Origin of the sequence: Streptomyces sp. SA15 (genome assembly GCF_002291145.1) — a bacterium.
GTDB lineage: Bacteria > Actinomycetota > Actinomycetes > Streptomycetales > Streptomycetaceae > Streptomyces.
This window is the reverse complement of record NZ_NTGE01000081.1, coordinates 1-4,671: the sequence shown is the minus strand read 5'-3', so window position 1 is coordinate 4,671 and position 4,671 is coordinate 1. Positions and strand designations below refer to the sequence as shown.

Sequence of the window (4,671 nt, the reverse complement as noted above, 5' to 3'; positions counted from 1 at the left end):
CTGCGAGGACCGCGGCGCGCGCGGCCAGTTCGCCGTGGGTGAGGGCACCCGAGGAGCCGAGCAGCGCCGGCGCGTCCGGGGACCGCCGGGCCGCAGCGCGCAAGGGGTCGTCCAGCAGGGGCCCGGCGTCCAGGAAGGGACGGGCGAGGAGCGGCTCCTGGAAGGTGAACGTCGGAGCCCAGCCCAGGTCGACGCGCCGCCAGGCGAGGGGATCCTCCGCGAGAACTGCGAGCAGTGTGCCGTACGCCTCGCCGAGACCGGTCAGGAACGCGGCGTCGGCACCGTCCGATTCGCGCAGTTCCCACACCGCGACGAGTGCCGGACCGGAGTGGTCGAGCCGGTGCGCGAGGACCGGGGAGGGGAGGGGCGGAGTGCCGGTCTGCTCCGCGGGGGCCACCGCGAACACCACGCGGGCCGCGCTCGCCGAGGGGTGCAGCGCCTCGGCCGGGGCGTGGGCCACACGGCTCAGCTCACGGGCGTAGGCGCCGAACCCGGACCAGCGCAGCGGGTCGGGAGCCGGCGTCCGCAGGGTCCGCGTCGGCCGCCCGTCCGCCTCGAGCCGCACCTCCAGCCACCCGGTGCCGCAGGTCCAGCGGGCCACGGTCAACAGGGCGGCGGCGTACAGCACCGTCTCCCGCGTCAGTCCCCACTCCTCGCCGCACGCCGACAGCCGGCCGGCCAGGTCGGCACCGAGCGGCACGAGCCGACGCCGCGGGGACGCGTCCGGGACCGGAGCCGCGCCGGACCGGGCAGGGGCGTCGGCGTCGCGGGCGAGCACAGTCGCGATCGAGCGGACCGAACCGCCGTCGAGCAGCCGGCGCAACGACAGCCCGCCCGCACCGAGCGTGCGCAGGTGGTGCTGCAGCCGCAGCGCGGAACGGGCCTCCAGGCCGAGCGAGGTCAGCGGCTGGTCGGGGTCGACGCTCCGCCGCGGCACGCCGAGGACGGCGGCGACATGGCCGGCCAGTTGCTCGGCCGTGACCGGGGCCAGCGGGGTGGTGGTCATGCGGGTCTCCTCGGGGCGGAGCGGGGCGTGGTGCGGACGGGAGCCGAAGCGGGTCGGCCCGGTGACGAACCTGAAGGAGGCGGGACCGGGTGCTCGGGCGGAGCTCACGGTCAGCGGCGTGGCTGCCAGGCCGTGTCCAGTGCCGCGTGGACGTCCGCGGCGATCCGCGTGGCGGTCTGCGGAAGCTGGGCGGTGAAGTAGAAGTGGTGGCCGGGGAACAGGCGCAGGCCCTGGAAGGCGGAGGTGCGGTCCGCCCAGGCCGCCAGCCGGGCGGGGGTCACCATCGGATCGTGCGTGCCGCCGAAGACGGCGAGCGGAACCGGCGGCAGCCGGTCGGCCGCGTCGAACCGCCAGGTCTCGACGATCCGCAGGTCGGCCCGGAGCACCGGCTCCACCAGCGACCACAGCTCGTCGTCGCGCAGCACCGCCTCCGGCGTGCCGCCCAGCCGTGCGATGACCGCGCGCAGTTCGGCCGAGGGCAGCAGATGGCGCTGCTCCTCCCCGGTGCCGCCGTCCGGCGCCGGGGCACCGCGCGCGGACAGCCCGAGCCAGCGCGGCAGCGGGAGACCGTCGCGGTCGAGCCGGAGCGTCAGGTCGTGGCAGAGCAGGCCGCCCATGCTGTGACCGAAGAAGGCGAACGGCCGGTCCAGCCACACCAGCAGGTCATCATGGACACGGTCGACCAGCGACCGCGGCTCCGCCAGCGGCTCCTCGTGCGTCAGCCGGCCGCGTCCCGGCGCGTCGACGAGACACACCTCCCAGTCCTCCGGGAGTTCCCGGGCCAGCGCCCGGTACGTCACGTGGGAGCCGCCCGCGTGGTGGAAGACGAACAGCCGCAGCCGCGGATCGGCCACCGGACGGCCCTGGAAGACGGTGCTCGTCGCCCTCACGGCCGCTCACCTCCCGCCCCGGCGGCAACCGGCGCACCACGGCCGCCGGACGACCGCGCCCACTCCTCGGAGATCCGCCGGACCATCCCGGTCAGCACGGCGCCCCCGCCGACCTCCACGAACCGCGGCGGCGGCCCGTCGCGCCGCTCACCGCCCGGCCCGTGACCGAGCACCCACTCCACGGACTCCGCCCAGCGCACCGGGTGGTCGACCTGCTCGGCCAGGGTGTCCGCCAGGTCCTCGTACCGGTGCGGCCGCGCCGTCCGGTTGGAGACGACGGGGATCCGCGGCGGGCGGAACGCCGTACGGCGCAGCAGGGCGGCGAGCTCCCGGGCGGTCGGGCTCATGTGCGGGGAGTGGAACGGGCCGCTGACCGGCAGCCGGCGGGCCAGGCGGGCGCCGGCGTCCTGGAGGATCAGCTCCATCATCTCCAGGTCCTCACGCGGACCGGCCAGCACCAGCTGGTCCGGTGCGTTGAGGTTGGCCAGGTGCACGGAGCCGAACCCGGAGCGGTGCAGCAGGAAGCGCAGCACGGTCTCGCGCAGCCCGATCACCACGCTCATGCCGCCGCCGGTGATCCGGGCCATGCCGGCCGCGCGGGCCGCGACCAGCTCCAGACCCTGCGCGAACCCCAGCACCCCTGCCGCCTCCAGGGCGTTGTACTCGCCCAGGCTGTGGCCGAGCGCCAGGTCAGGCGGGCCGTCCCGCTCCACCTGCGCACGGTAGGACAGCGCGTTGACGACGTACACGGCGGGCTGGGTGTACCGGGTGTCGTCGAGCTGACCGTCCCGCCCCCCGGTCAGGCAGAGCTCGCGCACCGAGTAGCCGAGCACGGCGTCGGCTTCCTCGGTCAGGTCGGGATAGCGGTAGAAGAGGTCCTTGCCCATGCCGGGCCGCTGCACGCCCTGCCCGGCGAACATGTGGACGGTGGTCATGGTGTCTCCGCCTCGGCGTCGGGATCGGGGGTGCCTCCGCACCGGGCGGCCAGCAGGGCGCCCAGCGCCGCGGCGTGGGCACCGGACAGCAGGCTGATGTGGTTGCCGGGAACCTCCTCCACCGTCACGTCCGGACAGTGGTCCTCCCAGCCCAGGGCGGGGCGCGCGTAGTACGTGCCGGAGGCGTCGAAGGAACTGCCCCGGCCGAAGTCGGTGTCCTCGGCCCGCAGCACCAGCAGCCGCCCGGCGTACGGGCCCGGACGGTAGTCCTCGACCGCGCCCAGTGTCTCGCGCAGCAGCGCGAAGGGATCGGGTCCGCTGTTGCCCATCCAGTCCGCGACCTGCGCGAGTTCGTCCAGGTACTCCCGCGGCGCGGCGACCGGAGCCGCCTTCGGACCCGAGGGTGCGCCACGCTCACGGCCGGCACCCTCCCGGCCGCCGTCGGCGGCGCGGCGCTCACGGTCGTAGGCCGCCACCTGCTCCAGGAAACTGCCGTCGGCCGTGGTGTCGGTGCGCGACCCGGTCGGGGCCGCCGCGTCGAGCAGCACCAACAGGTCCGGGGCGCGTCCCCGGGACCGCAGCAGGCGCGCCAGTTCGTAGGCGATGACCCCGCCCCCGGAGAACCCCGCGAGGATCAGCCGCTCGCCGGCGGCGGCCGGGGGCAGCGCGTCGGCGTACGTCCGCGCCAGCTCCTCCACCGTGCGGTGCGGCGGCGGCCCCGGCAGCGCGATACGCGGATCCTGCACGCCGACCAGCCGCGCCGGCCCCGGGAAACGCGCGGCGAGCTCGCCGTAGCAGGCGACCTGACCACCCGGTGGGTGCAGCAGGTACACGGTCACCGGGTCGGCGTCGCCGTCCGCCTCCCGCAGCGGCACCAGAACGGACCGCGACTCGCCGCCGCCCCCGTCGTCGCGGCGCCGCTCCAGCAGCTCCGCCAGTTCCCCGGCGGTGGGGTGCCGCAACAGATCGGCGAGCGTCAGACCGGGCGCGCCGGTCTCCTCCAGCGCCCGCAACAGCCGTACGGACAGCAGTGAGTGGCCGCCCAGGGCGTAGAAGTCGGCGTCCGCCTCGACGCCGGACACGCCCAGCACCGTACGGAAGGCGTCCCGCACGGCCCGGCACGCCCACGCCGAGTCCGGCCAGGACACCGTACGGCGGCGCGTGGACCCCGTGCGGGGGCCGACCCGGGGCAGTGCGGCGTCGGCGACCCCACCCACCAGGTCCGCCACCGTCAGGCCCTGCGGATTCTCGGCGAGGCGGCGCAGGCACGTCTCCCACAGCGCGGCGATCCGGGCGGTGTCCGCGCCCTGGAGCCGGCGCGGATCGGGCACGAACTCCGTCACCAGCGCCGACTTCTCGCGGTGCGCGAGCGCGGTCACCGCGTACGCGGTACGGGCCCCGACGGCGGTGGGGACGCCGACGTCCGCGCCGGACGCCGCCAGCCGCTCCCCGACCTCCCGCAGCGCGGCCGGGTAGTTCTCCACGACCAGCAGGCTGTCGAACAGCGGGCGGCTGCCGGGCAGCCCGGCCCACTCGTGCACCTGACCGGTGCTCACCCACTCCTGGTCCTGGAGGTCCAGGGCCGCCTCGCGGGCACGCTCGACGAGGTCGGCGACGGGATCGTCCGGGCCGACGTCCAGGTCGAGCGGGAGCGTGGTGCTGAGCATGCCCGGCATCCGCCGCACCCCCTCGGGACCGTCGGCCCGGCCGGACAGCGTCACCCCCAGCCGGGTCCGCGCCCGGCCGTCGCCGCCGGCGCAGCGCCACAGCAGCGCGGCCCACAGCGCCTGCAGCACGTTGGACTCCGTCGCCGCGTGCTGCGCCGCCCACACCCGCAACC

Annotated in this window: 4 protein-coding genes; all 4 read right to left on the bottom strand. The window is 76.2% G+C overall.

Annotated elements, in window-relative coordinates:
- Positions 1 to 1,006, bottom strand: a 1,006-nt coding sequence (locus tag CLM62_RS15410) for an acyl carrier protein (protein WP_143659077.1), incomplete at its 3' end; no start/stop codon positions are given.
- A gap of 110 nt (positions 1,007 to 1,116) precedes the next feature.
- A complete protein-coding gene (locus tag CLM62_RS15405; protein WP_257003856.1) occupies positions 1,117 to 1,896 on the bottom strand; it encodes a thioesterase domain-containing protein in 780 nt (259 codons plus the stop codon).
- Entirely contained in the window at positions 1,893 to 2,831 is a 939-nt protein-coding gene (locus CLM62_RS15400) for an ACP S-malonyltransferase (protein WP_095750438.1), read from the bottom strand. The genes CLM62_RS15405 and CLM62_RS15400 overlap by 4 nt, the downstream gene beginning before the upstream one ends.
- Positions 2,828 to 4,671: thioesterase domain-containing protein (locus tag CLM62_RS15395; RefSeq protein WP_257003855.1), on the bottom strand; the 1,844-nt coding region annotated here is incomplete at its 5' end. The genes CLM62_RS15400 and CLM62_RS15395, both read right to left, overlap by 4 nt.

Bases quoted from the DNA above. Each gene is read 5' to 3' on its own strand.
- CLM62_RS15400 (WP_095750438.1), bottom strand. From the start codon at position 2,831: ATGACCACCGTCCACATGTTCGCCGGGCAGGGCGTGCAGCGGCCCGGC.